A 26550-nucleotide genomic window follows, 5' to 3' on the forward strand; every position below is an offset into this window, starting at 1 on the left:
CCTGTTGTATCGACTAGGCTAAAATATCAGTCACTATTTTGCCAAAGTTAACCGTAGGGCGTTCAGCTCGACCATTGTGCACATAGGTTGTTCGTAAATGATCTAACCCGAGTAAATGCAAAACAGTGGCATGCACGTCATAGGTATCAACAGCAAAGCTTGGGTCGGCCACTTTTAGCCCTAACTCATCTGTTTCACCATAGCTAAAGCCTTTTTTAAGGCCACCACCGGCCATCCATTGTGTATAGCCCCATGGGTTGTGATCTCGCCCGTTACCAGACTCACCCCAAGGTGTACGGCCAAACTCAGATGCCCAAACCACTAAAGTGGTATCGAGTAACCCTCTTGCTTTTAAATCTGTTAACAGACCTGCAATGGGTTTATCGACCATCTTAGCCATAATGCCGTGATTGCGTGGTAAATTGGCATGAGCATCCCAATCAACGACCTTGGTTTCACCTTCTGGGCTACCACTAACAATATGGATAAATTTAACGCCGCGCTCGACTAAACGTCGGGCTCTTAACAACAAGTTGCCATACCCCTTACTGGTTGGGTCATTTAACCCATACATCTCTTTCGTCGCTTCAGACTCTTTACTTAAATCGACAGCTTCTGGCGCCGCATATTGCATTCGCTCTGCGAGTTCATAAGAGCGGATCCTCGCCTGCAGTTCGCTGTCAGAATGCCTTTGAGCTAAACCCTTAATATCGAGATCTCTCAACAAGGCAAGTGAATTTTTTTGCTGAGTTGCCGAAACTAAATCAGGCCTATCTAAGAACAGAATGGGTGACGAGCCCGATAAAAAGGTCGTTCCTTGATACGCTGCCGGTAAAAAACCTGAACTCCAATTAACAGGGCCACCTCGTGGCTGACTACGATTGTACATAACAATATACGAAGGTAAGTCAGGGTTACCCGAACCCAAAGCATAAGACACCCAAGCACCTAACGACGGTCTGCCAGGTGTTAGCTCCCCTGTATTCAATTTAATAATGGAAATATTGTGCGTTGCGCCTATGGTTTTACTCGACTTAATGAAAGTCATATCATCTGCGTGCTGCGCCAAGTTAGGCAGTAAATCAGAAAACCAAGCTCCGCTTTCACCGTATTGCTTCCACGTACGATTTTTATCAACCCACAAAGTGCCTAAGCCACCTTTTGTCGCCACTGTTAACCCTTCAAGAAATGACGGCGGGATAGTTTGCCCTGCCATTTTTTCTAACATAGGTTTGCGGTCAAACAAATCCATCGAACTAGGCGCACCATTTTGATGTAACCAAATAACGGATTTAACTTTACCTGGATAGTGTGGTTTTTTTGGTGCTAGAGGATCGGCCAACTCAGATGCATAAGCAGCTGACATGCCCGGTAAACCACCCCCAGTCAATAAACTGGATGTAGCCGCAGCCCCTAACCCTAGGCTACTGTTTTTAATAAAACTTCGGCGATTTTTATTCATAAATCATCTCTATTATTGTCAATTTTGTATGGCGAATATTGTTAAGGTTCGCCCGTTGTTAAACAGTTCATGGCCTTATTTATCACAAGATCTAGGCCAAAAGATCTAGGCTAATGTGCTTGGCTAAAACCGATAAACAAACTCATTTGAATTAGACATGGCATGCACTAAATCGACAAAAGCCGATGCTTTTATTGGATTAAGTTTAGTCACGGCGGCGACACCAGTAGGGACAGCAATAGCAAATTGATCAGACCAGCTTTTTTCCATAACGATCGATTCTTGCTTGGCTAAAAACTGATTGAGTTGGTTTAATTCAGCTCGCGAAGGCTGTCGTGCAAAAAGAATTTCGTACAAACGATTAAGCTTATCGTTCCCTTTAAATCCCACATCATTGATGATGCGGCCCGCTAACGATTGTGACCAGCTAAATACTTCCTCACTGTTTAATACCGCTAAGGCTTGCAGAGGGGTTGTACTTACGTCTCTCTTTAAATGTGGGTTATTGGCTTCTGCTGCATCAAATACAGAAGTAAAGGCATAAGGTAAACCTCGGCGCACAAAGGTATAAATACTGCGGCGTTTACTATCTGATTCCGGCGCGTTAGCTTCCCAAAATTTATTCCCTTTAACCATATGTTCAGGCATTTTGGGGAAAACAGCAGGGCCGCCATAGGTTTCATCAAGCAACCCTGACACATATAACAAAGAATCACGGATCTGTTCAGCATCTAAGCGCTTTCGTGGATAAACCGCAAGCAATTCATTTTTCGGATCAAGACGACTTAATTCAGGTCTTTCTACCGATGATTGTCGGTAAGTACGCGACAACATAATCTGACGTGTCAATGACTTAACACTCCAGCCATTTTCCATAAAATGATAAGCAAGATAGTCCAGTAATTTAGGATGAGTCGGTGGTGAACCCGCTCTACCAAAATCGCCAACATTTGCTGCAATACCTCGTTCAAAGTAATGCGACCAAATCCGATTAACAAACACCCGAGCAGTAAGCGGATTGTCTGAGCTTGCTATCCACTGAGCTAATGCTGTGCGCCGTCCAGTAGAACTTGCAGTAGGTTGAATATCTAATTGGGCATTTTTGTCCCAAAGTGCTGGGATCGCAGGGTCCACCGCATCTGTTGGGCGCTCATGTATGCCACTGTATCGAATGTAAGTTTTGCCAGGTTCCGCGCCCACATCAGATATTGCGGTGTAATATTTTGAACCTCTTTTCGGCTTAAGATGCTTAAACTCATCCACTTTGGCTTGCAGCTTTTGATACTCTTTCCATAACCCCGCATAAATTGGCTTGTAAGCCGCATGTTCCTCTGTTTGAGTCGCGCGTAAATAACGCATAATTTGCGCATCAACTTCAACAAAGTCAGCTCTTTGATTAACCCAACGATCAAGTGGTGTCCATTGCTCTTGCGGCTTATAGATTGATGCTCTGGCATTTGGGAAATAACGCCCTCGACGCCAGGCAAAGCCTTCCTCGCGAATTTGATCCAATATTGCCGTTTGTTGTTTGCGAATAGCAAGTGTAGCGTCATCATAGATAGCTTGTTGTTTTTGGTACTCAATGTCCCATTGAGTTTCTGTACCAGGACGGACTAGCAACTCTTCATGCGCCGCTGAATTAACAAAAAAAGATTGCAACTGAAAGTATTCTTTTTGACTAATATCGTCAAATTTGTGGTCATGGCATCTTGCACAGCCAACACGCGATGCAAGTAAGGTTTCCCCTACCATGTTTGTCATATCGGTTTCTAGTACATACTTTCGCATCAAAAAATCACGAAATGTACCACTATCAGGCGCACTTGCGAGAAATCCTGTCGCAATCATAGCTTGTTGGTTTTCAGGCCACAGCTCGTCACCAGCTAATTGCTCAAGAATAAATTGGTCAAAGGGTTTATCCTGATTAAAAGCATCGACTACGTAATCGCGATAGCGCCACATATTGGCTCGAGTATCATCACTTTCATAACCAGCACTATCTGCGTAACGCGCCAAATCTAACCAGCGTTTTGCTTGCCTAACACCAAAACGCGGTGATGATAAAAGTCTATCCACCAGGTTTTCGTAGGCTTGAGCCGATGTGTCATTTTGAAAGGCTGTAACCTCTTCGGGTGTTGGTACCATTCCCCAGGAATCAAGTGTTGCCCGTCTAATAAACTGATATTTTTCGGCGTCAGTTGAAGGCGCAATCTGCTTATCTTCTAATTTTTTTAATATAAAATAATCAATGTCTGAAATAGCCCACGCTTGATCTTTGACATTAGGCGGGCTGAAATTTTTAACTTTTTTATAAGCCCACCCCCGATTTTTTTTAGCCTTGTATTTTGCCAAAGCTGACTTTGCTTTTGCATTTTTAGTCTGCTCTTGCGCACTCGTTACAAATGCGGGTAAACAAAAAATAAAGCCTAATGTTAGCGAAATAACCAAACGCCAAATTTGCATTTATTTAGTCCTTATTAAATTTAACTTCATTGAAAACTGCCTTTGTCAGCGCATTATTTACAGGCGCCTAGCCTGCACCAACAAAACAATTAACAACAAATGTTTAACGATAAAATTTTGCTCATATGAAAGTTTATACGAAAGAGATAAGTCCGAAATTTCCGACTTATCTTGTCATTTACCAGTAATCTGACCGAGAAGACAATTAATCATCCACGCCAAACTATCCACCAAAACCCCACTGACACCCAACACAAATGCCACCGGTAGCAAATAAACTACAATCAAACCCCTTATTTATTTAAATGTTATATCTAAAGAATTTAAAAAACAACAAAGAAATTAAATTAAGTCTATTTAAAACAACCATGAAAATAAAATAACTATTAAATATCAATAATTTAAACAAAGTAAAAACAATGAACAGCATTCATATAAATGACCAATATCGGCTGTTGGCGAATAAGATAATTTTCGCTAAACCCAATAAATCTGAGTTATCTGACTCTGCGTTTTACGCTTTGATTATTTCATTTTTATGATCAGGGGATTATTAATTGCTACCGGTAGCATTTATATGTAGAGTATAAAATAAATATTTAGTGCCGCTTAATGTGCAAGATTAACTGAATGGATTTCACTTAATTTTTCAAGGTTAAAAATGATTAAAACAAAACTAAAATTTAAACTTCAATTTAAACAGCTCGGTTATCAATCTTCTTTATTTTTTGTAATACTGTTTTTCTGTTGCAGTGCTTATAGCCAACATAATAATAAGTTTAGCTATACATTTAGTGAAGCTCTCATACAGCATTATCAACCCAATATTAGCTCGCTCACTAACAAAAACTGGAGCAATAACAACAGCGTAATATTGCAAGCGCTAGCACGTGTTCACTTGCAAAATAATAATCAAAAATACATTAACTATATTCAGCGCTATATCGACAGCCAGTTAGACGCGCAAGCAAATATTATTGGACTAAGTCCGTCTCTCGATAGTATTCACCCAGGTATATTGCTGCTTTTTCTTTACGAGCAAAGTGGCAATGCCAATTACTTATACGCAGCTAAACAGTTACGGAATTTTTTATTGGGTGATGGTGAGCAAGCACCCGCAATAGGCAAAACCAGCAATGGTATCTACTGGCATAAAAATGTTGATAAATACAAAAATGTGGTGAGCTTAAGCGGTACGTTTATGGCTTATCCATTTTTACTGCGATATGGCTTGATCACAAATGATAGTGTTGCCATTAACACCGCGACTCAACAAGTACGACTGGTTAGTGAAAAAACATTTTCTCCCGTTAAAAAGTTACCTTGGCATGGCTGGAATGCAAGCAAAGACAAAGTTTGGGCTGATCCTGAAACGGGTTTAGCGTCGCAGCACTGGAGTCGGGCAACGGGTTGGTATGCAATGGCTTTAGTCGACATACTGGAAATATTACCGCCAAGCCACCCTGATTACCCTACGCTAAAACACTACTTTATCCAATTAGCCGCTGGACTTATGCAGTACCAAGACTCGCATACTGGCATGTGGTTTCATGTTTTAGACCAAGTAAATACCCAAGGTAACTATCCCGAATTTGCTGGAACAGGCCTGATCGTGACCGCATTACGTAAAGGGCAGCGCATAGGCATACTTGGCAGGAAAGCAAAAATGGTGGCGGAAAAAGGTTGGTTAGCCATGCAAAGTTATATAACAAAAAGTAAAGATGGATTATTTAAAGTAACCTCAGTCGCGCCGGGAATGGGAATACAAAAAGACTTTAGCGCATACATTGCTATTCGGCCTACTGAAATACCGGTACAGTCAGGCAAACAACACTTTCATGGTTACATGTCACTCTTGTTGGCGGCAGCTGAAATGGAAATGTACTAAAAATATTAATACACAAACACCATATTGCCACCGGTAGCATTTGTGTGTATATTGATAGAAATGTTAAGCAGGGGTTAATAGAATGATTCGAAAACACCCTGGAAATGGACAAAATACCTAGAGATAAATGGTTAATAAACTCAACCACTAGGTAGGATATAAGTAGACATTGAGACCTTAGAATGCCTGATGTAGCCACAACAGATAATCGATATTTTGATTACGATTTAGTCTTCTCTAAAGTGACTATTGCCTTACAAAATTGGGGAGCTGGCTTAGCTGATGCAGAGCAAGAAACTGAGTTAATGCTCGAAGCCGATTTACAAGAAGTGCCATCGCACGGAATAAAAATGCTGAGCTTAATTGCGCAAGGTATTCATTCTGGAGTCATCAATCCCAAAGCTAAACCTGAACTCAAACATAACCAAGCAGCCTGTTCAGTCATTGATTGTCACAATGGCTTAGGCCGTGCGTCATCTTTGTACGCGATGAATATTGCGATAAAAAACGCCAAAAAATTCGGTATCGGATTATGTGTCGCACAAAATACAACGCACTGGGGCAGAGCTCATGCTTATGCAGCAAGAGCCGCGAAACAAGGCTGCATGGCAATTTGTGCAACAAATGCCCTACCCTCAATGACGCTTGGTAATTCTCATTCAGCAATAATTGGCAACAATCCAATAGGCTTTGCCGCCCCCGCTCAACATAACGAATGCCCTATCACTTTAGATATGGCCATGTCTCAATCATCGGTTGGCAAAGTAGCCACAGCGAAACGAGAGGGACAAAAAGTACCTGATAATTGGGGGGTCGACGAACAAGGTAACCCCACGACCGATCCCGAAAAAATTCTGAATGGCGCAGTACTTCCCATGGCGGGCTATAAAGGTGAAAGCTTGGCAGTGATGCTCGAGTATTTAACCGCGATACTGGCCAATGGCAAAACAGGCGTTGAGCTTAATCCAACAGGACAAAAAGGGGTTGATGCCAACTCTAGCAAAACATTTATTGCTATCCATGTGCCGGCTATTACACCACTGAATAACTTTACGTTGGCCGGTCATCATTTTAATCAACAATTAAATGCCCAAGCGCCGTCATTCCGTTTGCCAGGCTCCAGAGGCTGGCAAGCACAGCAACGCAATAAACACAAAATACCCATTCATAGCGACACGGTTTTGGCGCTGCAAAAGCTAGGAATAAGCCTAACAAGTGAATGTGTAACCAATGAAGGTATGCAGGCCGTTGCGCATACCTAGTTAACAAACAACCTTATTATTTAGAATATAAACCTCATCAACAATAAAGGTGATATTGATGAAAATAAAACCAATTGTAAAAGTCGTGCAGCGTACCCTTGTTGCTGCCAGTTTATGCCTACCTCTAGTAGCGATAGAAAGCCACGCGTTAGACAATAATGAGCCGCGAGTCACACAAATACCCACAGATAAAACTTGGGGCGAGCGCATGGCGCTTACCGTTATGCAACAAAGTCCAGAAGCTTGGAAAATGATGCATTACAAACTACTTTCGTCACCGAAATGGGATTACACCTATGGGTTAGTTTTGATGTCTTTTCAACACATTTACCAAAAAACCGGCGACGAAACCTATTTAGAATACGGTAAAGAATATGTAGACACCTTAGTCGACGCTGAAGGCAATATAAAAAATGTTAAAGGCGATAAGTTCAGCTTAGATATGCTAAATGGTGGTAAGCTGCTATTTACCCTTTATGAAAAATACCGTGACGAACGTTACTTAAAAGCGTTAAAAAAATTACGTTCGCAAATTGAGTGGCAGCCTAGAACTAAATCAGGTGGATTCTGGCATAAGAAAATCTACCCATATCAAATGTGGTTAGATGGTCTGTATATGGGCAGTACATTTTGGGCTATATACGCCAAACACTTTAGTGAGCCACAAGCGTCTTACGACGACATAGCCCACCAGTTTAAACTGGTGGAAGAAAAAACCTATCTACCCGAAACCGGCTTGCTAGCTCATGCTTGGGATGAAAGTGGTATTCAAAAATGGGCCGATGATTCGGGTAAATCACCACATGTTTGGTCACGTGCGTTAGGCTGGTATGCCATGGCGTTGGTTGATACCTTGGAAGTTTTTCCTGAAAACCATAAAGACAGGGCAGAACTCGTCGCAATGCTTGAGCGCCTTTGTCAAGCTCTTGTCAAATATCAGCATGAAAGTGGTTTGTGGTATCAAGTCACGGATAAAGCCGAGCGCTTTGGCAATTATTTAGAAACATCCGGTACAGCCATGTTTAGTTATGCGATGGCGAAAGGCGTCAGATTAGGCTACTTGCCGAAGAAATATGACAAAGTCGCGCAAAAAGCCTACGACGGCATCATTAACGGCTATGTGCAAATAGATGACCTCAACCATGAATTACATTTAACGCATACCGTTGGTGGCACGGGGCTAGGTAACTCACCGTACCGCTCAGGTTCGTTTGAGTATTATGTTCAAGAAGCAGTAAGAACCAATGATCCTCACGGTGTGGGCGCATTCATTCTTGCTAGTGTTGAACTAGGAAGATAACCCCTTAAACCTGAAACTACAAAAAAACACCTAAGGTTTCGTACCTTAGGTGCTTTAAAATGCAGATTCATTGAACAAAACCGTTAATATCTAATAACTGAGCGTCTCGAAGTCAGCTAATTCAAGACAATATGCTCAGATGAGTTCAAATCCACTACAAACTGGCTTAACGCCAATAATAATAAACTGGAACTTATGTTTGCCTTACCTCGAACGAAAGTGCTGATCACACTAGCGCTTTCTTTAACCATGTACGCAACAACCACTTTAGCCAAAAATCACCAATATCATTTAGCCTTTGCCAATAATCAAATTAATGTCGATGGCGTAATGAACGAACCCGCTTGGTCAAATGCCACTAAGCTAAAACTGAACTATGAAAATAGTCCAGCGGAAGGCAGCCCAGCCCCTGTCACGACCGAAGTCTATATATATGAAAATCAAACCCACATGAATGTGGCATTTATTGCTCACGATCCACAGCCACAAAATATACGAGCTTCATTACGAGACAGAGATGCACTTGGTAACGACGACTGGGTTGGTATAGTCATAGATACGTTCGATGATAAGCGCAGTGGCTATCAATTTTTAGCGAACCCGTTAGGGGCTCAAGCCGACTACCGAGTTAAAGATGTAGATGCTTGGGATGAAGACGATAGCTGGGACGCCATTTGGCAAAGCGCTGGGCAGATTACGCAATTTGGTTACGTGGTTGAAATGAGCATTCCTTATCACTCTCTCAGGTTTCCAGCAACTAATGGTAAATTAAATTGGAATATAGCCGGCCTAAGACATTACCCCCGAGATAAAAAGTACGAGCTAGCCAGCTTCCAAAAAAACAGAAATATCGACTGCACTTTGTGCCAATACGATCAATTAAGCGGTTTTGAACAGATTAAAGTCGACAATGCATTACAGCTAACCCCAACCTTAACCCTTTCACGCGGTGACTCAAGACCCCAACCTAATGATCAATGGCAAGCAGGTGACTTAAAAACTGATGCGGGATTAGATATTCGTTGGGGAGTCACCCAAGATATTGTATTCAATGCGACAATTAACCCTGACTTTTCTCAAGTCGAGGCCGATGCAAGTCAACTGGATATCAACAATACCTTTTCCCTTTTTATTAAAGAAAAACGGCCATTTTTCCTCGACGGCGCGGCATATTTTTTTGCTGAACGTTTTAAGTTTGTTCATACCAAAAATATAGACTCGCCAGACTATGGACTCAAATTGACAGGTAAAACTGGTAAGCATAGCTTTGGTGTTATGCTAACTAACGACAACACCACCAACTTTGTTATCCCAGATACCCAGAGTTCTAAAATTGTTAGTCTTAATACGCCATCTGATAATTTTATTGCTCGCTACAAACAAGATATTGGCAACAGAAGTACTATAGGTGCGTTAATCACTCACAGACAAGCCGAGAGCTACCGCAATACTATGCTGTCGGTAGACGGTAGCCACTGGTTGACAAAAGTGGATAGTATTAGCTACCAAGCTGGCCATTCCGACACAGACAACCCCAAAGTCCTTTATAACCCAGATATCCTTAACGGTGAAGCCGATTACAATTTAGCAAAAACTCAGCAAGGTCATGCGCTAAAAATACAATACACCCGCAAGTTAAGAGACTACAGCTTACGCTTGGGATATGCCGATGTCGGTAACGAGTTTAGAGCCGATATGGGGTTTCATCGCCAAGTGGGTTATCGCAAAATATTTGCTGGCGGTAATAAACGATGGTTTGGCCACGAGAACGATATTTTCAAAGAATGGGGATTTGACACAGGAGCCAGTCAGTCACTCGATCGACAGGGCAAGCTGTTAACCCAAGACATTGAGCTAACCGGTTGGTTGCATGGCAACAAGCAGTTTAAAGTAGAATCGACACTACTAGGCCAAGAACGTATTTATCAAAACCAAAACTTTAAAGAGTTACAACTCAGTACTAACGCTGAGTATATCTCGGCATCAGGTATAGAGTTATCCTTAAATGCTAAATATGGCAGTCAGGTTGACTTTACCAATGTGCAATTAGGCAAAATCACCCAAGTTGAACCGGCTATTGATTGGGACATGGATGAGCACCTTAATCTTAAGTTAGCCCATAACTTTAGCCAATTGAGTAGTGATTTAGGCGAATTGTATTCCGCTAATTTAACCGATATGCGATTCACCTATAAATTTAGTATCAGAAGTCTAGCTAAGCTGGTTTTACAATATACCCAAATAAACCGCAATCCAGACAATTACCTAATAGATAAATCCAGTGTCGACGCCAATTACCGGTCGTTCTCGTCGCAGCTGGTATATACCTACAAAGTCAATCCACAAACACTGTTTTACATTGGTTATTCAAACAATGCATTTCAACAGCAAGAGATGTCTGGCTTACAGCAAAACAAACGCAATCTTTTCGCTAAATTTAGCTACGCTTTCCAAATATAAAAGAGTCTAAACATGAAAACTATCTATAAATTTATGTTACTTGCAACCCTAGCTTGGCTTAACCCTTGCTGGGCAAATTCAGAACAACATCTTAATATTTACTCGTATCGGCAACCTTTTTTAATCCAACCCATTCTGGATAAATTTACCCAACAAACGGGGATTACAACGAATATCGTATTTGCTAAAAAAGGCTTAATCGAACGCTTACAACGTGAAGGAAAGTATACACAAGCCGATATTGTGTTAACGTCTAACTTTGCCACCTTACTTCAGCTTAAAGACCAAGCCTTAACTCAAGCGATAAGCAGTGAAATTGTCCAACAAAATATTCCTCAGCTATATCGCGATCCGCAGGAACACTGGATCGCCTTAACAAAGCGCGTGCGCAGTATCTACACGGCCAAAAATCGAGTGAGTCGTAGCGCTATCAGATATGAAGATCTAGCCGATGCAAAATACCAAGGCAAAGTGTGCACCATTAGTGGTAAGCACGCCTATAACTTAGGGTTAATCGCGTCTATGATCGCCCATTCAGGGATCGAAAACACACGAAGCTGGCTCAGTGGCGTCAAACAAAATCTGGCAAGGCGGCCACAAGGTAACGAAAGAGCTCAAGTCAAAGCGATAAAAGAAGGGCTTTGTGATATTTCATTAGGCAACAGCTACTACTTTGGCATGATGATGAAAGATCCGCAGCAACAAACATGGGCGCAAGCGGTTAACATCAATTTCCCCAACCAAGCTGATCGCGGTGCTCATATCAATATCAGTGGTATTGCTATCACAAAACATGCCCCGAATAAGAGCAATGCGTTGCAATTGGTTGAATATTTAACCTCAAGCCAAGCACAAGAATACTACGCTACATTAAACATGGAGTACCCAGTTAAACCAGGCGTTGCCCTCTCGCCTCTAGTGGCTTCATGGGGTGCATTCAAAGCAGAAAGCATCCCGCTAGCGAAACTAGCTGAGTATCAAAAGCAAGCCTTGAAATTAGTCGATGAAGTGCAATTCGATTTATAGATTAACACCTTAATTCCAAAGCTTTGAATGGTTGAATTGATAACCACTTGCAACATTGTAGGGTTGATTTTACGTCGACACATCTTGTGTTAGCCGAAATAAATTCGGCCCTATAGTCTTCTCGCTCAGGTCTTATGGTTCATTGTCGGCGCTTACTCGCCCCAATCACATAATAGAGCATATGCTCATGGGGCCTCGAAGCTTGACGGCTTCCCCTAAAACCTGATCGCTTTGACTATACAATGGCTCTGTTTTTTTCTATACGCTTGGTGTTTTACACGTGCGACAAATACCACTGAATTGCAGCACCTAACTAACCCCCTCAAAGGGATAAAGAATCCCTATCCCCCATAAGGGATATTATTGACCATATCCTCTTAAAGGGATATTATTACCAATATCCGCTAAAGGGGGTAAAAATGATCATATATTCTGCCAAACAATTAAGTGCTTATTTGCGTGATGAAAGAAAAGGACAATCGTTAACTCAACAAGAAGTCGCGAAACAGGTCGGTATAAAGCAAAACACCGTTTCAAACTTTGAGAACAATCCGGATGATTGTACCGTTAAGACGCTGTTCAAACTGTTGTCATCCTTAGAGCTCGAGCTTAATGTTTCTCCCAAAAACACAGATAAATCTACCCAAGAGTGGTCTGAGGAATGGTGATTTTAAATGTTTTCATGAATGGTTTTTTAGTCGGTGAGCTTAAAAAGAGCCGCGATGGTGGGCATAGTTTTACCTACAGTCAAGATTGGTTAGATACCAGAGGTAGTCGCCCTATCTCGCTTTCTATGCCACTACGTAAAGCACCGTATATGGGGGACATTGTTTATAATTATTTCGATAACCTACTCCCAGATTTAAGAGATATACGAGAGAGGATCGTTACTCGTTACAATGCCGAATCAACACAAGTTTTTGACTTATTGAGTGTGATTGGTCGGGACTGTGTAGGTGCTTTGCAGCTAATGCCAAATGGAAACAGTAACTTCGATCACAAAGTCATCAAATACAAGTCTCTGACGAATGAAGAAGTATCAGCAATACTGACTGGATATCAAAGTAATATACCACTGGGCATGCTAGATCCAGAAAATGATTTCAGAATATCAATTGCGGGGGCACAAGAGAAAACAGCATTACTCAGATTAGATAATCAACAGTGGGCTCGACCTGAAGGTACGACTCCAACAACTCATATTTTTAAACTACCTATTGGAGCTATTCAAAGCCATTCTCACACAATTGATTTAAGTGACAGTGTAGAAAATGAATACTTATGCTTAAAAATAATGGCTGGGTTTGGTATTGAAGTACCTGAATGCGAAATATTTGAGCACAAAGGTGTGAAAGCGCTTGTTGTTGAACGCTTTGACAGAAAAAGATCATCAGATAAAACTTGGATTATGCGCTTGCCACAAGAAGACTTTTGCCAAGTAAACGCTGTTTCACCGTCCAAAAAATATGAGAGTGATGGTGGGCCCGGAATAAAAGAAATTATGGCATTTTTACTTAGTTCAGCAGAATCTAAGAAAGACCGTCGAGATTTCATGAAAACACAAGTGTTATTCTGGTTGTTGGGCGCTACAGACGGTCATGCGAAAAACTTTTCTGTGTACTTGATGCCAAATAATGCTTACAAACTCACTCCTATCTATGACGTATTGTCAGCTTACCCCGCCTGTGGTGGATGTGGTCTAAACAAAAGGAAATTAAAGTTAGCCATGGCCTTAAAAGGAAAAAATGGTAAAAAATACGATATATTTACAATACACAAGCAGCACTTCATAACAACCGCAAAACATGTGGGTTTCAATACCGAAGAAATGAATGAAGTTATTGATGAGATAGCACAGAATTATGTGTGCGTTTTAGAGCAAGTTGAAGCTGCTCTTCCAACTGACTTTCCAGAAAGAATAACACGTCCAATCATCGACAACTTTGTCAAATTAGCGAATTCAAGACTGGCGGTTTAAGTTTCAGTTTATTCCCCAATAATTAATTAAAAAAAATGATGGCAGACGTTGGAAAAATGGCTGGAACGACGCAGCGTGTTTGTAAATAGAAGATAATTTTTACCACAAGTATAGTCAAAGCGATCAGGTTTTAGGGGAAGCCGTCAAGCTTCGAGACCCCATGAGCATATGCTCTACTATGTGATTGGGGTGAGTAAGCGCTGACAATGAACCATAAGACCTGAGCGAGAAGACTATATAAAAAATTACCGTCTTACCTGAGTATTCACAGCTACCGCATCCATACTAACGTGAAGTGCCTGCATCCCTGTCGCTTGATCACAAATTTCAGAAGCACTCTTTTTAGGTCAATAGGGTGAAATTTTATCACCGAGGCTTAGGAAAATACCCCCGTCATCCTCGTGCATGCGGGGGGCCAGCGACTTTGTTAAAGTAAACTTAGCTCGCGTTTACTTGCAAAGTCGCTAGATTACCGCATGCGCAGGTTTCTTGTTCCAGACGAAACCTCAGTACCCATATCTTATGTCCTTTAGACGTGGAAAAGACGAGGTAATTAGCAATACTAATTTTTGGAAATAGTATAAACCTATTACCTAGTTAAACTATCCAAATACACTTCTAGGTTAGTATATAACCCGTTTAAGCTAGTACTGTTGCGATCATTAGCATTTTGCGGATTTAAACCATTCGCTGTTTCCCATTGATCTGGCATGCCGTCTTGATCGCTATCCGTTAGTACCGAACCCGAACTGAGATTAGGTAAGCCGCCCACGTCATCCTGACTGTCGATAATACTACCGCTATTATTTCTAACCTGACTAACAATACGACTATCAACAGCATCACGTACCTTCGAAGCGCCAGCCTTGTCTAATACTTCTTGATAGGCTTGATCTGCACTTAACGTCGGTACTTGTGGGAAGTCCCAACGGCTAGTGCGTTTTTGGCTACTCGAAAAGTTAGGGAACAAATTCCATCCCGTATTACTGCCATCTAAGTTACTGTCAAAATCATTGTCTAACTTGTTATCCGCTTGGTAGGTTAAAATACCAGCGGTTTTTGCTTCATCCCACAATGAGTTTGAATTGCGAGAATCATGGTTAGCTATCGCATAGTTGCCAACATAGTTCATATGTACAAAACCACCTTGCGAACCGTCGATAACCTCGCCTGAGCGATTGCCCCAGCCATAGATAACATTATTCACAAAATCAAAATACAAGGTTTCATAGTTACCAGATGTTTGGTTAGAGCCCGCTCCCGGATTACGCCCATAGTTATGCGCATACAGGTTACGGTAGAAGGTATAACCCTCACCACTTGTTGCTGCACGGATCAAAGAACCATAACCATGCGCGCCTTTTTCATGGTATGAGTCATTTAAGGCTTCGGCAATAATAGAATACTGTACAGTCACATTATTCGAGTTAGTGACAGATAAGACTTCATCCATCGCCCAAGAGGTGGACACGTGATCAATCACTACAAATTTGCTATTGCCAACATCTAAAGCACCAGCAGAATTGGCTTTAAGGTTGCCCTTGCCTTTTGATGGTTTACCATTGCCCGCTTGGGCATTAAAGTCTCCGGTACGAAAACGCATATAACGCACAATCACGTGCTCAGCATCTATATTAGTTGGATAACCGGCGACCGTAATACCCTCACCTGGTGCGGTTTGTCCCGCTAACGTCAGGTTGTTTTTGCTGATATTAAGTGGCGACTCCAGCATAATTGTACCGGCAACATCAAACACGATAGTACGATGACTATTGCTGATCGCATCACGTAGCGAACCACTGCCTGCATCATTTAAATTAGTGACATGATAAACACTGCCACCTCGACCACCGGTTGTGTGTGCACCAAACCCGACAGCCCCCGGAAAAGCAACTAAGGGTTCAGGTTGAGTTGGCTGACTATTACAACTGCCCGAACTTAAACCTGTTCCTATCGCTTTTACGTTATCTATATTAGCTAGACCAGATGAAGTAGTCGCTTGCAGGCGAATGGTGTTATCGCCGGCATTTAAATTAAGCGTCACGGTTTGTGAATCAATATAGTTATTCCAAGCACCGGAACCTGCAAAGTCTAAACTCGCTGCATAAACACCATTAACATAAACGTCGGCACCACGGGCGGTACTGCCATTGGCATAGCGCCAAACAAATTGAGTATCGCCAGCGCTATCTTGATTGAATACCCAATCAATGCCCTCACCATTGGCATTTTCGGTATTAACATAGCCAGCGCCGTTAAAGCCAGAATGGGAATTTTCAATAACGCCATTGTTGTCGACTCCGCAATAACCCGCGCTATTTTCTTCAATGATGAGTGTGACTTCTGGGGTTGGTTCAGGTTGTTGTACCGCCACAGTCACTGAGCTGCCATTCGAATTTAACTCGACGCCATCACTATTTTCAGCCTTAAGCCAGTAGTAGTATGTACCATTAGGTAATGACAAATCAGAGTAGCTTGTGCCTTGCACACCTGATGCTATGCGCACACGACCTGCTGGATCACTATCTGTATCTCGATATACCTCTTGATAAGCAGCATTAAAATTATCGTACTGCCAATTCAAAGTCACAGCATCATCAACCGCATAACTGCTAAGTAACACACTGGCGGGCTCCGGTTCTGGCTCTGGTGCCGTTACCACAGCTTGAGTCGCACTGGAATTAATCATTAAATTGTCAGCATCGCGAGCCTTTATCCAATAATAATAAGTGCCCTCTGCCAGATCGGTATCCGTAAATTGATTACCCGTAACACTGGCGGCAATCCGTACACGGCCACTCGGATCACTATCCGTATCTCGATATACCTCTTGATAATTAGCGGTATAGTTGTGGTAGTTCCAGCTCAGCGTCACGTCATCGCCATTTACGCTGCTTGCAACAGTCATAGAAACCGGCTCTGGCTCTGGCTCTGGCTCTGGCTCTGGCTCTGGCTCTGGCTCTGGCTCTGGCTCTGGCTCTGGCTCTGGCTCTGGCTCTGGCAAAGAAGTATTAGCGTAGGCTTCAAATTCAGCAATTTGTGGTAAACCGTTTGCACTATCCAGCATTAAATTGAGCTTTTTTAAACTGGTTGGCTCGATTGTTATCACATGTTCATTGCTCAATGTCGTGCCCGAGGCAAGCTCAGCCCCATTGCTATGATCGACCAAACGCCAACTCGTCGTCGCACCATTTAGCTCACGGATCACGACTTGGTTAATTGTTTGCGCTGAGCCCCATTTAACCGAGATCCGCTCACCACTGGTTGAAGACGGAGACCAATAGCTAGATAAATTACCATCGCGCACCGCGCTATAACTGGTTCCGCTACCTTTACTTGAACCATCAGAGCCAGCCACTAATGCTAGGTTTTCTGCCATAGCCAACGACGATGTCGTTAATGCCGCCATGAGCAAGCTTGCCCTTGTTACCTTGTTCGCTCTTACGTTATTTTTGTTATTCTGCATGTTAGTTGTGCCTATATTTGAATTGTTGTTTATAGGTGGTTCAAGAGCGGCATCATTTATAATAATACCACCCAAAATGCCACCGGTAGCAATTTAACAAATAAAAATAACAAAAGCCGATAAATATTAACTATTTACTTAGAATGAAAGTTAATAACACTAGGCAAGGGTTTTATATAGATCCGATACGAACATTGATTTAAAGCAACTATTAAGGTTCAGCCACTTCAATTCATAAATCAGCGCAACTCTTTAGACCGTTTTCGCTTTAACTCGGCTTGGTCTAAACAGCGTTGAGGCCAAGGTTCTAACCAGTATTCGTGTTTTTCTATTGGCACCCAAGTGGGTAGTATGGGGTTACAAATTTTTAAAATTTTGCGTTGCGCCAAATTAATATTTTTTAATGCATCAATTGACGAAGGGTGTTGATAAAAAAATCGATCAAAGCTGCCATCGCTTACAGCTTGATTTAGGCCATATTCTAAACGCTCTGCTAATGCGGTATTGTTGGCGTTAACATAAAACGCTGTCATGCTGGGGTAACTCAACGCCAATGATTGTTCAATTTGCACAGGCTTTTCTCTATAAGTTTCCAGCTCAGTGATAATTTGTAATGCACCACGCGGAAAGTAGTCAAATCGACTGTGCGCTAGCATATCAATCAATGTTTTAATGCTGCCAGCAGTGATGACTGGCAAACCATTGCGTTTTAAAATATCGGCATCAGCCCAGCCTATGCCTTGACCTGCGGTATAGGCACTTAAATCATTTAACGTTTGAATATTTGCGAAATGTTCTGCATCACCTTGTTTAATCATTAACAAACGATAACCCATTAAGCCTTTGGAAATAGGCACTGGCACGGGTAAAAAACGTTCATCACGCTTAACACTCACGGTAAAAGCCGCAACCTGAATTGCCGCGTTTTTTTCTAGGTAAAGCTCAACACGTTTTAACGGCAGTTTATAATCAAGTAAACGTGCTTGGCATTTGCCAAATTTGTCTTGTGATTTTTCCAGTACCAACTCAAGCAACTGAAATACATAATCATTTTCAGGATCAATTGAATCAAACTTTGGTGGAAAATATACGGAGTTAACTGATTCGCCCTGTGCTTTTTCGCATGCATATCCTGAATTAACGGCCATTAAAATGCTCACAACAAGCAACAAGCCATACAAGCTAATCCTGTTAATAGCGCAACGTCCTGACTCTAAGCTTTTCATTAACATTCACAAATAGATAGCTAATCTATAAAGCATAGTTGTTATTTAGCCAAAGATTAAATGCATTTTGCGTACGCGGCGGATCGATTGCTCGATACACAGCTGGGTAACTAGGGTAGCCGCCGACATCTTGTTGCGAATCTATCACGCGGCCACGGGCTGTTGTGACACTTTGCACGATGCGCTGGTCTATTTCGTCACGCTGCCACGGTATAGCGCCCACCTTGGAAAGTAACGCATTCAAATCAACATTAGATTGTGGCACTGGTGGAAAGGTGGTTTGGCGTTGTGCAAGCGATAATTGTCCATTTTCAGATCCAAGTTGCAGATCAGCCAATTGGATCATTGTGGTACTAATAGGCATGTCTGCCGCATCTAAATTGCTAACCTTATTATCACCTAACAAGGCTTGCCCAAAACCAGAAACCAGAGCCAAATCTGAATAGGTATCGCGGCCGTACAAGAGTAAATTGTTTTTGACTAACAATTGCGCTGGCCTTAATGCCGCTCGATAACTGGCAAATTCCTCTGCTATATACCCCATATGAATGGCTGCGGAGCCTGGGTTATAAATTACATTACCGATTAAGCTGCCTGTCGCGGCGGTTTTAAAATAAGGATTACGCCTGTCGTTATGCGCAAATAAATTGCCGTAAAAGTGCACGTCGTGTACGTAATCGTGTACTAACACGCCTTTGGAGTGCTTACCTTTTTTATGAGTCGCATAATCTAGCGCTTCGGCAATAATCGAGTTTGTTACCCAAATGTCATGACTGGCACCAGCATAACCATTAATACGCCCACTAGTGATGCCAATATTTTCGTCAACCGCCCAAGTTAATGATAAATGATCGAGCCAAATATTAAACGCGCGCTCTCGGCTAATCCCAACAGCATCAGGCGCCCAACCTGAGCGTTTGGCCTGTAATTTATCACCGGGTCTAATTTTTAAGTGCTGTAAAACAATATCGTGACTTTGAATACCAATGCCACCTTTAATAATAGTCACTCCAGGATAGGGGGCGGTTTGCCCATAGACATACGTATAGGGTTGATCAATAACCAGAGACTGACCGGCCAAATCAATCACGCCTGCCACTTCAAATACAATGTGTTTTGGCCCTTTCTGTTGTAAAGCGGCGCGCAGTGAACCTGAACCATCGGCTTGTAAGTTAGTCACTTTAACCAAATTAATTGGCTTATCATGTTGTGATATAGAATTTTGCGACGCTGATATTTGAGAAGCGATGGCTTGCGAAACATGAGAGGGTAAAAGGCTAAACTGCGGCGCTAAGGTTTGGCCTATTTGTAGTGCACTAAGCTTAGGTTGCCAACCACTGAGTATATTTTTATTGCTATACAGTTTGGCTTGTTCAGCACTTAACTGGCGACGTTTGTCGGTAATGTTAGCGCCCGGCCCTGTATTGTTGTATTCAAAGAATCGTGCAGATTCTGGCATAAACACATCCTTTTGGCCTTTGATCCGACTAGTGCCTTTCATCGAGCTCCAACCGTCTAAACTAATGTGTTTATCTAAATAGCTATTCAACACAACCGTTTTACCGATAGCGCGAGGGTCAGCATAGCGGCCATCTTTAAAGGTGGTGGTTGGGTGCCAAGGCCGCCCTAAAGGTACGGAATAATCAGGCACACCGGCTTCGCGTTCAAAGCGACAGTTTTTAAAAGTAAAGCCAAATTCTTGTTTAATATAGGTACTTGGCGCCGTGACATAACCGGTATATTTAAGTTGCTGAGGCGCAAACCGGCGGCGGTTAATAATGTTAGATTGCTCGAATAACGCATTGCCACGGCCAAAAATAAAATCAACATGGCCATAAATATCCGATTGATAAAAATAGTTAATACCGCCGTCTACAAACACTGTATCTTGGTAACCTTTAATAGCCACGTTATTGAATACAGCACGGTGAGCACCCGCCCCTAAAGTCAGCGCTACCGCTTGCGAGTGACGCTGTTTAAGCGGATCCGTTTTGGCTAATTTATCATTGGCAGGATAGTCATAACTATTTTCAATTGTTAGATTTTCTGCATAAAAGTTTAAATGATCCACCTTAAGCGTAGCAGAATCAAAAGTGCCCCATTTTTTATCAGCGTTTGGCCGTTTAAGCCCTGCATAAACATCGTAATGGATACGCGTTTTGGCCTTACCCGCCCCCACTAACGCAATGTTAGGTTTGCTGACCGTCAGCTTTTCATAATAGTCCCCCGCGCTGATAAAAATGATATGTCGGGTTGGGGGTTGTATTGCGGCATTAGTCGGAGCAGCCTCAAGGGCGGCGGCGATTGTGGTAAAAGTGGGAATATTATTTGGCGCGTGATGTTGGTTGTGACTGACATAAGCGTGATACTCAACAGAAGCGCCTTCACCAAGATCTTTTGCCAAAACCGACGAAGATAGCAAGCTAATACAAAACCAGCTGCCAACCAAAAACAAGCGACTGATTATAGCTATATTCATTTTCATCACCCACCTTTGTATATTCTAGTTAAACAAACCCACTATCACTCAAGTAGACATGCTTCATGCAGGATAAAGTAAACAAGCGCACGGCCTGTCAACTAGTACCCTTTCCAGAAATAAATGTTCCGTTGAAATCACTCACATAATTAATAACACTAGAGATGTTTTAAACCTCATTTAGATTAATTAAACAACTTCAGGCTGAGCTCGTCGAAGTCTTATTACTTTCTAGCTTACCGACACTTCGACTGCTTCGCGCTCAGTGTGAAATTGATAACCAATGTTTTCAACTAATCAAAAATTAAATGGAAAAAGTACTTGGCCATTTTTTGGCATTAGCAAACTTTACAAGGTAAAAGGCTTGCCATTCGCTTTAACATTTTTCATGTCTATTTGCTTAACGTGCTCAACAATGCTGTCTTTTTCAACCTTGATAAAACTGACATTCTCAAGACTCACACCCGAAATCGGCGTATGTGAGAAGCCACGCAATACAAAGGCGCGTTTAGCATTTTTCACGATCAGATTTGATATATTAACGTTGCGTACCGTCGGTTTAAACGGCCCTGCATCGCCTTCTTCATACAAGAAATTAACCACGATGGCATCACTCACTTGACCTATTTCTATATTGCGATAATTAAGGTTTTCCAGCACGCCGCCGCGAATAGAGTTAGTCTTAATACGAATACCGCGTTTTAAATGTGGGCTACTCATCTCGCAGTTTTGCGCATATAAATTACGCACACCGCCGGAAATTTCACTGCCGATCACCACACCACCGTGGCCCTCTTTCATTTTACAATTATCAACAATGAGGTTTTCACAAGGCACTGCAACACGACGACCATCAGCGTTACGTCCGGATTTAATCGCAATGCAATCATCGCCTGTATCAAAAATACAATCTTCAATTAGGACATTTTTACAGGATTCCGGATCACAGCCATCTGAGTTTGGTCCATAGCTAATACAATGCACACCGCGCACCGTTACACTTTGACACAACACAGGGTTAACTAGCCAAAACGGCGAGTTTTTAATTGTAACGCCTTCAATCAACACATTTTCACAATGGTAGGGCTGAATAAAAGGTGGACGTAAATAGTTTTTATCAAACACTCGCTGCTCAACCGGCACACCGTCCTCGGCCATTTGAAATAAAGCATCACGTGTATGTTTTTGATTTTCAGTGTCACTGATTGGCCAGTCGGCTTTTTTCCACTTACCTTTCCACGGCCACCAAATATCATTGCTGCCGCCACCTTCTAACGTACCTTGTCCTGTCACCGCGACATTTTTCTTTTTAAAGGCGTAAATCAGCGGTGAATAGCCCATTAGCTCTACCCCTTCCCAGCGCGTGAATACCGCAGGCAAATAACGTTCTGGTTCAGGAATAAACGCCAACGTTGCACCCTGACTAATATGCAAGTTGATATTTGACTCTAAATGAACAGGCCCTGTTAAAAAGTGACCGGCTGGTACAACGACACGACCACCACCATTAGCGGCACAAGCTTGAATGGCTTGTTTAATCGCTAACGTATTGTCGAATTGGCCATCGCCTTTAGCCCCATATTGGGTAATTAAATAATCTTTGTTTGGAAATGTCGGTTCAACAACCTGTTGACGAATAGCGTCAACTTGCTTGTCCCAATCTGATTTTACTGAAGGTTCACTTTTAGTGCTAACGCAAGCTGATAATCCACCGGCACCGACTACACTGGCACCTAACCCTAAGCCTTTTAACACTGAACGACGCATGTTGTTTATCATTTTTTCACCTTAAACTGTCTGAAGCACCTGCTAACGGTGGCATTAAATTTAAAAACGACTTTGACTTGCTTAGTACAAGCCAAAGAACTTAGGTAAAAACTCGCTAATACCTGGAATATATGTCACCAACATCAACACAACGAACATGGCTAAATATAAAGGTAGCAAAGGACGAATAATTTTCTCGATAGTTGTTTTTGCCACCGCACATCCGACAAACAGCACAGAGCCAACCGGTGGTGAACACAAACCAATGGATAAGTTAAGCACTATCATGATACCGAAGTGTAAAGGCGACATGCCTAACTCTGTTGCAACGGGCAAAAAGATAGGCGTAAAAATAAGAACGGCCGGTGTCATGTCCATAAAGGCACCAACAATAATTAACGCCAAATTAATCAAGAGCAAAATTAATAGCGGGTTTTCACTTAAGGTCAGTAAAAAGTCGCTAATGGTTTGTGGAATATTTTCATAAGACAATATCCACGACATAGCCGACGACGCACCAATTAACAACATAACAATGGCGGTTGTCTCACCGGCTTTAAGTAAGATTTCTGGTAATTGTTTTATTTTTACTTCTTTATAAAAGCCAACTGACAGCGCTAAAGAATATAAAACGGCAATTGCTCCTGCCTCAGTCGCAGTAAATACGCCACCAATAATGCCGCCAATCACAATAAATATCAGTAGCAAACTAGGAATAGCCGCCAGCACTTTTTCTAATACGACTTTAAGTGGTAAGCGCGCACCAGTGGGATAGCCTTTTAACTTTGAGTAACCAGCACACACTATCATTAATGCTGTCGCCACTAACATGCCGGGTAAGTATCCAGCGACAAACAAAGCAGCTATAGATACGCCGCCACTGGCGATGGCATAAATAATTAAAATATTACTCGGTGGGATCAACATACCTGTCGTGGCCGCTGCGCCCGTCACCGCGGTCGCGAAGTTTTTATCGTAACCGTTTTTCTCCATTTGCGGGATCATAAAGCTGCCGATAGCACTAGTTGCCGCTACCGCCGACCCAGAAATAGCACCAAACAAGGTACAAGATAAAACGTTAACTAAGGCTAAACCACCAGGTAACATACCAATTAACGCCATGGCACATTCAATTAACCGTTTGGCGATACCGCCTTGTCCCATGATTAAACCTGATAACACAAAAAATGGGATGGCAAGTAAAGCAAAACTGTTGATCCCGCCAGCCAATCGCTGTGCAACTGTTGTCATTGCTGGCATAAAATCTATGCTATATAACATAGTAGCAATGGTGGCTACGCCAATACTAAATGAAATCGGTACATTCAAAAGCAGTAAAAAAAAGAACACACCGACCAACACTAAACCTGAATATTCCACAAATCCTCCTATTCGCCAGTGCTAACTATTGCTGAGATTTGATTAGCAATTTTTTGTAAACTAAAAATACTAATAATGATGCCTGAGATCGGCACAGCACTATAAATAAAGCCCATTTTAACTTGCAGTGCGGCTGATATTTGGGTGGGATCCATAGTTAAGTTAACCAATGAAAAACCACCAATAATCATGACAGCCACGGCAAAAAACAAAACCACAACATGGGCAAATACATTAGCCCAAGGTCTCACTTGTTGATTAAATTTATTCACCACGACATCCAGCCCCAAATGTGAATCCATTTTGTAAGCGTACGCCGCACCAAATAACCCAATCCAAATCAATAAGAAGCGCGCGAGTTCTTCCGTTGTCGAACTCGGCGATTGCAAAACATAACGCGAGAACACCTGCCAAGTCACACCCAGTACAATTAACGCACATAGGGTGATCAGGAGTTTCTTTAAGCCACTTTCAATGACATTGACTAACTGCTGCATAATTACCCCTGATCTTTTTCAACAATTTGTTCTAGGTAAAGGCCAACTTTGGTGCCTTTAAAACTACTGTGAAAATTAGACACAGCTCTAACAAAAGGCGCTTTATCTGGCACTATAACTTTCACACCGGCTTCCTTTACTGCCGCTAACGCTTCTAGCTCACCTTCTAACCAAAGCTGCTTTTGTAACTCCACCGAATCAGCCACAGCACGATTCAGCCAGGCTTGCTGCTGCTCGTTTAAATTATCCATAATATGTTTACTGGCTAAAATCATATCCGGTACAGAGGTATGTTCATTCAAAATATAGTATTGGCAAATTTCATAATGACGAGACAAGTAAAACGACGGCGGATTGTTCTCTGCACCATCGACAACGCCTTGCTGTAAAGCGGCATATAACTCACCAAAGGAAATGGGTGTTGCCGCGCCGCCAAATGAATCAATCATTTTTACTGCGGTTTGACTTTCCATCACTCGAATTTTTTTACTGATCAAGTCAACGGGCGTATTCACTTCAGTGTCTGTCATATAAAAGCTGCGGCTGCCTGAATCGTAATAACCTAAGCCAACTAAGTGCGCGGCTTCTGTCTCTTTTAACAAGGCTTTACCTATGTCACTTTGGAGTACTGCCCAGCGGTGATCGCGATCACGAAAAATATAAGGAATACTGTAAACCTTCATTTCAGGCACAAAGCCTTCAATAGCTGCAGCCGATACCTTTGTCATGGCTAAACTGCCAATTTGCAACAACTCAACCATTTCGCGCTCTGTACCCAGTTGAGCACTAGGATAAATGCGGATCTCCATCGTGCCATTTGAGTATTCAGCTAATTTTTGCGCCATAAATTCCATCGCTTTATGCACGCTATGCTCGGTATCTAACGTATGCCCCATACGTAATACCGTTTTTTCTTCACTGTCACCGCAGGCGGTCAGCATGCTTAGTAACAAGGTGATTAACAACGGCAGTTTAAATATTTTCATAATTGCCTCAATTAAATTTCACTTTGACCATTAATAGCCATTTTTACGCGTTTTAGCGCAACTCATTCGGTTGATGAAAATCCATATCATCGTAAGCTAGGTTTTCACCGGCCATGCCCCAAACAAAAGAGTAATTTGCCGTACCAGAGCCAGAATGAATTGACCAAGGTGGTGACACCACAGCTTGCTCATTGGCTACCCAAATATGTCGCGTTTCTTGCGGCTCACCCATAAAATGACACACGGCTTGATCAGCTGGTACTTCAAAATAAAAATAACATTCCATACGTCTATCGTGCTGATGCGCTGGCATGGTGTTCCAGACACTACCAGGTTGTAAGCAGGTAACGCCCATTTGCAATTGACAGGTTTCGACAACGCCATTTACCAATAATTGATGAACCTTGCGCTCATTCGAGGTTTGCTGACTGCCAATTTCTAATACATTGCCGTCAAACAACCCGACTTTTTTGGTTGGGTAAGCGGTGTGAGCCGGTGCTGAATTAATGTAAAAACGAGCGGGTTGCTCGGCATCAAGGCTGGCAAACTCAACCTGCTGTTGGCCTTGCCCAACATACAAGGCTTCTTTAAACGCCAGTTCATACTCGACGCCATCCACTATCACTTTGCCTGCGCCACCAACATTAATCACGCCTAACTCTCTACGTTGCAAGAAAAAGTCCGCTTTTAACGCATCAAGATTTTCCAACGTTAACGGCTGTTTTATTGGTACGGCACCGCCGACAATAAAACGATCATAATGGGTATAAACGAGGTTAATTTGATCCGCGCACATAATATCTGCGCATAAAAACGCATCGCGTAGTGCTTGAGTTGTAAATGTTTTAACTTCTTGCTGACCAATAGCATAGCGGGTAGACATTTGTGTCGTCATTTTAATCTCCGAGGC

17 protein-coding genes are annotated in these 26550 nt (G+C 42.3%); 7 read left to right on the forward strand and 10 right to left on the reverse strand.

All coding sequences use genetic code 11. The features are described 5' to 3' along the window. Positions 1-13: 13 nt before the first annotated feature. Both C2869_RS22060 and C2869_RS22065 read right to left on the reverse strand, forming a co-directional pair. Complete coding sequence (locus C2869_RS22060; RefSeq protein WP_108605226.1) at positions 14-1462, reverse strand: DUF1501 domain-containing protein; 1449 nt, start codon at positions 1460-1462, stop codon at positions 14-16. A 123-nt stretch (positions 1463-1585) separates the two neighbouring features. Continuing rightward, positions 1586-3925, reverse strand: coding sequence for a DUF1549 and DUF1553 domain-containing protein (locus C2869_RS22065; RefSeq protein WP_108605227.1), 2340 nt, complete (start codon positions 3923-3925; stop codon positions 1586-1588). A gap of 661 nt (positions 3926-4586) precedes the next feature. Here C2869_RS22065 and C2869_RS22070 point away from each other — a divergent pair. From C2869_RS22070 to C2869_RS22100, 7 genes are all read left to right on the forward strand, one after another. Then, complete coding sequence (locus tag C2869_RS22070; protein ID WP_108605228.1) at positions 4587-5813, forward strand: glycoside hydrolase family 88/105 protein; 1227 nt, start codon at positions 4587-4589, stop codon at positions 5811-5813. A 182-nt stretch (positions 5814-5995) separates the two neighbouring features. Further along, positions 5996-7075, forward strand: coding sequence for an Ldh family oxidoreductase (locus tag C2869_RS22075; protein WP_108605229.1), 1080 nt, complete (start codon positions 5996-5998; stop codon positions 7073-7075). A gap of 58 nt (positions 7076-7133) precedes the next feature. Next, the gene (locus C2869_RS22080) at positions 7134-8375 is read left to right on the forward strand and encodes a glycoside hydrolase family 88/105 protein (protein WP_108605230.1); all 1242 of its coding nucleotides are present in this window, start codon (positions 7134-7136) and stop codon (positions 8373-8375) included. Positions 8376-8570: 195 nt separating this feature from the next. Then, a complete protein-coding gene (locus C2869_RS22085; protein WP_108605231.1) occupies positions 8571-10835 on the forward strand; it encodes a carbohydrate binding family 9 domain-containing protein in 2265 nt (754 codons plus the stop codon). Between the two features lie 12 nt (positions 10836-10847). Continuing rightward, positions 10848-11861, forward strand: coding sequence for an extracellular solute-binding protein (locus C2869_RS22090; RefSeq protein ID WP_108605232.1), 1014 nt, complete (start codon positions 10848-10850; stop codon positions 11859-11861). A 419-nt stretch (positions 11862-12280) separates the two neighbouring features. Further along, positions 12281-12529, forward strand: coding sequence for a type II toxin-antitoxin system antitoxin HipB (hipB, locus tag C2869_RS22095; RefSeq protein ID WP_108605233.1), 249 nt, complete (start codon positions 12281-12283; stop codon positions 12527-12529). Continuing rightward, entirely contained in the window at positions 12523-13839 is a 1317-nt protein-coding gene (locus C2869_RS22100) for a type II toxin-antitoxin system HipA family toxin (RefSeq protein ID WP_108605234.1), read from the forward strand. Before hipB ends, C2869_RS22100 begins: the two co-directional genes overlap by 7 nt. A gap of 589 nt (positions 13840-14428) precedes the next feature. On the opposite strand, the gene C2869_RS22720 is transcribed toward C2869_RS22100, so the two are convergent. The 8 genes from C2869_RS22720 to kduI all read right to left on the reverse strand — a co-directional run bounded on the left by C2869_RS22720 (position 14429) and on the right by kduI (position 26535). After that, on the reverse strand, positions 14429-17305 hold the full coding sequence (locus C2869_RS22720) for a CBM35 domain-containing protein (protein ID WP_199915706.1): 2877 nt from the start codon (positions 17303-17305) through the stop codon (positions 14429-14431). A 239-nt stretch (positions 17306-17544) separates the two neighbouring features. Then, positions 17545-18453, reverse strand: a complete 909-nt coding sequence (locus C2869_RS22110; protein WP_159084286.1) for a type 2 periplasmic-binding domain-containing protein — start codon at positions 18451-18453, stop codon at positions 17545-17547. A 103-nt stretch (positions 18454-18556) separates the two neighbouring features. Continuing rightward, positions 18557-21010, reverse strand: coding sequence for a pectinesterase family protein (locus C2869_RS22115; RefSeq protein ID WP_159084287.1), 2454 nt, complete (start codon positions 21008-21010; stop codon positions 18557-18559). A gap of 348 nt (positions 21011-21358) precedes the next feature. Further along, positions 21359-22789, reverse strand: a complete 1431-nt coding sequence (locus C2869_RS22120) for a glycoside hydrolase family 28 protein (RefSeq protein ID WP_108605238.1) — start codon at positions 22787-22789, stop codon at positions 21359-21361. 69 nt (positions 22790-22858) lie between these two features. Next, positions 22859-24157, reverse strand: a complete 1299-nt coding sequence (locus tag C2869_RS22125) for a TRAP transporter large permease (protein WP_108605239.1) — start codon at positions 24155-24157, stop codon at positions 22859-22861. A gap of 8 nt (positions 24158-24165) precedes the next feature. Further along, positions 24166-24654, reverse strand: coding sequence for a TRAP transporter small permease (locus C2869_RS22130; protein WP_108605240.1), 489 nt, complete (start codon positions 24652-24654; stop codon positions 24166-24168). A gap of 2 nt (positions 24655-24656) precedes the next feature. Then, entirely contained in the window at positions 24657-25640 is a 984-nt protein-coding gene (locus C2869_RS22135; RefSeq protein ID WP_199915707.1) for a TRAP transporter substrate-binding protein, read from the reverse strand. Between the two features lie 52 nt (positions 25641-25692). Continuing rightward, a complete protein-coding gene (kduI, locus tag C2869_RS22140; protein WP_108605242.1) occupies positions 25693-26535 on the reverse strand; it encodes a 5-dehydro-4-deoxy-D-glucuronate isomerase in 843 nt (280 codons plus the stop codon). Positions 26536-26550: the final 15 nt, after the last annotated feature.

It is taken from the genome of Saccharobesus litoralis (assembly GCF_003063625.1).
In the GTDB taxonomy this organism is placed as follows: domain Bacteria; phylum Pseudomonadota; class Gammaproteobacteria; order Enterobacterales; family Alteromonadaceae; genus Saccharobesus; species Saccharobesus litoralis.